Annotated in this window: 7 protein-coding genes; all 7 read left to right on the top strand. The window is 39.8% G+C overall.

The window, feature by feature from the left end; genetic code table 11:
* Positions 1-1,392: RHS repeat domain-containing protein (locus tag SAPGRDRAFT_RS21315; RefSeq protein WP_081491909.1), on the top strand; the 1,392-nt coding region annotated here is incomplete at its 5' end.
* A 10-nt stretch (positions 1,393-1,402) separates the two neighbouring features.
* Positions 1,403-1,876 (top strand): hypothetical protein, encoded by a 474-nt coding sequence (locus SAPGRDRAFT_RS00600; protein WP_002656332.1) that lies wholly within the window; start codon positions 1,403-1,405, stop codon positions 1,874-1,876.
* Positions 1,877-2,171: 295 nt separating this feature from the next.
* Positions 2,172-3,515, top strand: coding sequence for an RHS repeat domain-containing protein (locus SAPGRDRAFT_RS21310; RefSeq protein WP_081491908.1), 1,344 nt, complete (start codon positions 2,172-2,174; stop codon positions 3,513-3,515).
* Entirely contained in the window at positions 3,508-3,921 is a 414-nt protein-coding gene (locus SAPGRDRAFT_RS00585) for a hypothetical protein (protein ID WP_002656330.1), read from the top strand. Before SAPGRDRAFT_RS21310 ends, SAPGRDRAFT_RS00585 begins: the two co-directional genes overlap by 8 nt.
* A complete protein-coding gene (locus tag SAPGRDRAFT_RS00580) occupies positions 3,888-4,181 on the top strand; it encodes a hypothetical protein (protein ID WP_156001783.1) in 294 nt (97 codons plus the stop codon). Before SAPGRDRAFT_RS00585 ends, SAPGRDRAFT_RS00580 begins: the two co-directional genes overlap by 34 nt.
* Before the next feature lie 295 nt (positions 4,182-4,476).
* The gene (locus SAPGRDRAFT_RS00570; protein WP_002656328.1) at positions 4,477-4,890 is read left to right on the top strand and encodes a hypothetical protein; all 414 of its coding nucleotides are present in this window, start codon (positions 4,477-4,479) and stop codon (positions 4,888-4,890) included.
* 61 nt (positions 4,891-4,951) lie between these two features.
* The gene (locus SAPGRDRAFT_RS00565; protein ID WP_002656326.1) at positions 4,952-5,620 is read left to right on the top strand and encodes a hypothetical protein; all 669 of its coding nucleotides are present in this window, start codon (positions 4,952-4,954) and stop codon (positions 5,618-5,620) included.
* The last annotated feature ends 244 nt before the right edge of the window (positions 5,621-5,864 follow it).

The following is a 5,864-nucleotide window of genomic DNA, read 5'->3' as shown; positions in this document are numbered from 1 at the left end:
CTGGAGGAGTTGCATTTATATGGATCGGCTCGTTTGGGGATCTTGAAAAAAAGAGCGACCTTAAAGGAGTTTCAAAAAAGTTTGGAGCTTCCTGGTGATGATTTGGGTGATCTGCTTCTGTTTAAAAGTTCGGCTGCTCCAGAGGCGAGCAGCTACCAGCAACTAGAGCTGGGCCGCCGCCGCTACGAGCTCTCCAACCATTTAGGCAACGTCCTGGCTACGGTCAGTGATAAATCTTTGGGTCAAGACAGCAGCCAAACTGGACAGGCAGATTATTATTTGGCGCAGGTTTTTTCGGCAAGCCTATATTATCCATTCGGTTGGGAAATGCCTGGCCGCAAGTTTGTGAGTGGGGAGGAGTATCGTTTTGGGTTTAATGGGAAGGAAGATGACCGAGATTGGGGAATGCAAAACATTCAGGATTATGGCTTTAGGTTGTATAATCCGAGTATAGGGAAGTTTTTGAGTGTGGATCCGTTGAGTCCGGATTATCCAATGCTGACCTGTTATCAATTTGCCCATAATTGTCCGATAGCAGGAAGTGATTTAGATGGTTTAGAGTTTAAAGAAGAAGTTCAAGTTAAAACAAAAGAGCAAACAAGAACTAAAATTGAGATAAAAAATAAAAAAAGCTTAGAAAATAGCGTAAGAAGTAAATTAAGAAAGACGCCTAGGGTAAGAACAAGCCCAAAACCTTCGTTAGGCAGAGGTGGTTTTATAGATGCAGGTCTAGCAGTTATAAATTTATTTGGAAGTGGTGGTGGACGGGCAAGTAAAGATCTAGCACATGAATATGATCAGTCAGAGCATGGAGAGTTTTGGAATAAATGGCAACATTATGGTTATCCTCTTCCTCCTGCAAATGCAGAATCTTTTTTGAAATGGAAAGAAAAATGGTGGAATGAGGATGTTCCAATTGAATCCCCACGAAAGGATGATCAAGATGATGAGTACATCACATTATATCGAGGAACTGATAATTATGCTGAACAGTTAGCATATGATGATAGTGGTTTAGTCATGAGTCAAGCCGCAATTACGCAAATGTTTCAATCAAAAATATCTACGTATAAAACTGATATGCATGAAGGTCTTATAACGCATTTTGGAAGTATAGAACGTTATGCATTGGCGCATGGTGGAAGTGTTTCATTTTTAGACGGAGTTTGTGTTAATGGGGTTGATGCAGAACGAACGCTTATTTCTTTTACAGAGAATAAAAAAACTGCTCATTATTTTGGAAGTTCTAGAGGAGGAGCTTATATGTTATTTGAAATTAGAGTAAAACGAAGCGATGTAATCAAACAGCCCAATAGCAAAAATACAGAGGCTGAATATTTAGTTCCTATAGAAGTAGAACCATTAAGTGTGGAAGAGCATGGCCCTAGATAAAAGAAATTTTATGAATAAGTCAAAGTTTGCTAATCAGTTGTATTTTAATACACCAACATATCTTATAAAAGATAAAAATGATTTAGATGTTTTTTTGAACCTTGCAAAGGAAAAAGGTGCAAAACGGTTGCTTAAAAGATATTATAAGGATTTTCAAATTCTTGTTGAAATTGATTGTGTAGATGTAAGATTTTCAGAGTTTAAGAATGAAATGAAATCTTTGTATCCAATTTTTTTGTATAAAAAAAACAATAAGTTGTTTAGGTTTGCCCCCGTTAATGTAAAATGTAAAAAATGTAGTTTTGAAATTTATGGAGGATTAGTTTCTTCTTTTGATGTCCAATTGGGAATTGAAGATAAAAAACATTTTTTGAAACAACAGTCTGAATTAAAAGACGTATGTTGTCCTAGTTGTGGGATGGTGCTAAAAGGCATTAAATTTTTATTCTCTGACTTATGTCAGAATAATAAGCCTGTATTCTAGAGGCCTCCCGCCTTTGGCGGGCGCTACGTTGCGCAGCTCGCTGCTCGCTCGGCCCTGCGCGGGCTGCGCCCGCTTGGTCTGGCCTTCGGCCACCCCTGCACATCGCTAGGCCAGTCGCTTCGCTCCTTTGTGGCGGCTTTGCCGCCTGCCATTCATCGCCTAGGGGCTTGTCCCTAGGCGGTTATTGGCATTTTGTATATGAGCGGTTTATCAATTCAATGAAGAAAATATTGCGCTGGTCGATGACAAAGATAGTCTTTATCTGGAGGAGCTGCATTTATATGGCTCGGCTCGTTTGGGAATCTTGAAAAAAGCCTTAGCTTTAAGGTATCGGGATGAGTCGGGGACCGTTGGTTTGCCTGCTGGGAGTCTGCTCAAAACGGCTTTGGCGCAAAGCAGCTACCAGCAACTAGAGCTAGGTCGCCGCTGCTACGAGCTCTCCAACCACCTAGGCAATGTACTGGCTACGGTCAGTGATAAATCTTTGGGTCAAGACAGCAGCCAAACTGGACAGGCAGATTATTATTTGGCGCAGGTTTCTTCGGCAAGCCTATATTATCCATTCGGTTGGGAAATGCCTGGCCGTAAGTTTGTGAGTGGGGAGGGCTATCGTTTTGGGTTTAATGGGAAGGAGGATGACCGAGATTGGGGGACGCAAAATATACAGGATTATGGCTTTCGGTTGTATAATCCGAGTGTAGGGAAGTTCTTGAGTGTGGATCCCTTGAGTCCGGATTATCCTTGGTATACGCCCTATCAGTTTGCGGGGAATATGCCGATATCAGCAATAGATTTAGATGGACTTGAAATATTTTTTGCGGCAGATGGAAAGTATATAGATCGTTGGGGAGAAAGTATTGAGCTGCGGATACTAGAAGAATCAGATGTAGCTAATTTTGCATATGACTTACGAAGTGTAAGATTAGGGCACGCAACGGGTGAGAGAATGTTTTATTGGTCTGGAGAGGGAAGCAGTCATTTTTCGGGATCTGGCTTTTTGAGGAAGGCACTGATGAGGTTCAAAATTAGTATAAAAAATGTGATTTCTGAGGAAACTTTTGTAAACCAACACAACTACTTAAAATATAAGGTTAAAAAGGATTGTTGGGCGATGAGTGAAAAAACGGTTAATTTAAATGGGTTTTCTCCTCAAGATGAAGATGATTATTTTGAGGAAGGGGTGTACTTGAATCAGATGTATTTTGATGTATCTAAACTTGATCAAATCAAGAAGCATATAGAGGATAATGGAGGTGAGATGCTTCCAATTTCAGAAAGTCAATTAAATGGGTTTCGAGTTATTAACAGTGAATTGGAAGCTGGTCGACCACTAATTGTTGGCTTAGATGGATGGCCTACTAGCTCTAATGATATCACTGATATGACCTCAGATCACTTTATCGTTTTAACTGGGAGGGGAATTGATAAAAATGGTAAATTATATTTTTCTGGATGGGAAAATGGCTGGGGAACAGAAGCGGATGCAAAAAATGCTACTTATAATAGGTTTTATCCTCAAGCAGATGGGACCCTAAGAGGCTATACAACGGAAGATCCTAATGAGGGAACAGATTCCTTTCCTTTAAATCCTACAAAATGGATAATTACAACTATACGTAAAATGAAAAAGAATGAATAAGGGATATTTGATACTTTTAATGATTATGGCAAGCTGCTTGACTAAACCTGTAGATGGAGGCGAAGATGAAAGCCAAAAAGGACTAGATGATTCTTTAGCGGTTTTAGCAAGAAAACAAAGAAAGATTGAGGAGGCCAAGGCGTTCTATTTAAAAGACCTGCTTCTAGGAGATGATCTTAATGAAAAAGATATAGCTTCTTTATTTAAAAAAGTTCGTTCAGGTCCTATTAGTGATTCATTGAAAAATAAAATACTTCCAGGGAGAAAGGGGAATTTATCTTTGAAAGGAATGTGGCCTCTAGAGATAGGGAAGCCTGAACCCATACTAGCTTCTTTTGAATATTGGGAAGAAGAGCCCTATACTGAAATGTATTGTCTCCTTACTTACAAAAAAATGGGCGTCTAATAGATTGCTTAGCGGCTAAACACTTTAAGGAAGTGGGGGTTTTAGATACCTATTATTCATATATAACTTATGGGAGGCCTTATGTTTATGTGCACATTATGGACAGCACAAAGGAATCAGAGCGTCCGACTCCAGATGATGCTATAAAAAAAGATATTTGGCTAGTTAGCGATGAAGGGAAATTTGAGTTGAAGGAGGTACACTACATTTATAGCAAGTTAAGTGAACAATATTATGGCTTTATAAGGCGCCTATGGTAAGCATATTTTTAATGTCTTGCTAGGTTTAGTCGTTAACTTCATGAGGGTTTCAACCTGCAGCCACAGCTAGCAGGCGGCGAAGCCGCCGCAAAGGAGCGAAGCGACTTGGCCTAGGGGCCTGCAAGGGGGCCGCGCAGCGGCAGACCAAGGGCGAAGCCCGCAGGGCCGAGCAGACCTGCGAGCCCTGCAAGGGCCCGGCCGCCAAAGGCGGCAGGCCCCAAAAAAAGATAAAAAATAGTATCTTTAGACCTCGTTCTTTGAAATAAAATGAGTTCAAAATCCTTTTGGTTGGGAAATGCCTGGGCGCAAGTTTGTGAGTGGGGAGGGCTATCGTTTTGGGTTTAATGGGAAGGAAGATGACCTAGATAGGGGAACGCAAGATATTATAGATGCAAATTTAGATGTTGTTAAGTATTGGGGGGGAGCTACTAGTTGGACTCAAGATAATATGTGTCCTGAGTATCTGGATGTACTTTGGGGGCAAAAACATTATTTCGATTTGAGAATAGATTATGTAGATCAGTACCCTCAATATGGTGATGGTTGGGCATCATGGGCAAATCATTTGGGAACAATGGACAAAAACGTAGGAGTTTGGTTTGCACCTCTTGAAAGACATGTCAAGGCAACTAGACGAGACTTATATCCAAATAGCAGTAGCTATACTCCTCAGAATGGAACGGATTATAAAGTCGAAACACCTAAATAAAGTACCTGAAAAATCTTTTGGAGGAAATGGGGCAACTGGTGGATATTAAAAAAAAAGCTCTATGGGTATCATCAATATAGTTAATCAAAAAGTCCTTATATCTAGTTTTGTTTTTTCTTGGGTACTGCTACTGTTGATTTGGACATCTCTTGTTTTAAGTGTTTATGTTGAGGGCGGAAACATCTTTTCTAAGCTTATAGTTTTTTACTTAGATTGGATTGGACTATTCCAATATGCTGTAGCATTATTGTTTGTTTTTAGATACTCTCTCAAAAAGAAACTAAACTGGATTGTAGGGGGAATCCCAATGGCATTATTTTCGGTCTTTACATTTGCCTTACCTGTGTCAAATGATAATTTAGTTGATTTATCTAAAGTGATTCCTCAAAAGATGACTTTTAAAGAACTTCCTATTGAAGTAAGTAATATATTTAGAAATATTGCTAATAATAAATATTTAGGTGATGAGTTATCCTTTGGGGTATTTAGTACCAATGATACTAATATAGAAAGGTCAACCATAACTTTATCAGATGGGATATATGTTTATAGTAAACGGGGGTATAGCACGACATTGTCCGTTGGGCAGAATAGTTACTACATGGGCAATATGAGGGTTAACTACTTCGTCCTACATGAGAATGAACTTTTTTTTGATAAAGAAGTTTTTTTAATGAAAGAAAAACTCCAATCTACATCTTTTTATGTCATAGATTTAACAGAAAGATAGGCGTTCATCCGTACTAGTTCACGTCCATACTCGGCCAGTTTTGTGATACAAAAATCACAGAGCTCGCTGATTGTTTTCTAGCTTTTACATTTAATGTCTTTATCAGTGTTGTTTTTGGGGCCTCCGTTGCGCTACGCTTGCGGCGCTACGTTCGGCAGCTCGCTATTCGCTCGGCCCTGCGCAAAAAACAAGTTTTTGCTTGGTCTGCGGCTTTGCCGCACTGCCTACCATCGCTAGGCCGTTT

This window comes from Saprospira grandis DSM 2844, assembly GCF_000275825.1.
In the GTDB taxonomy this organism is placed as follows: Bacteria; Bacteroidota; Bacteroidia; order Chitinophagales; family Saprospiraceae; genus Saprospira; species Saprospira grandis_A.
This window is presented reverse-complemented; position numbering and strand designations above follow the sequence as displayed.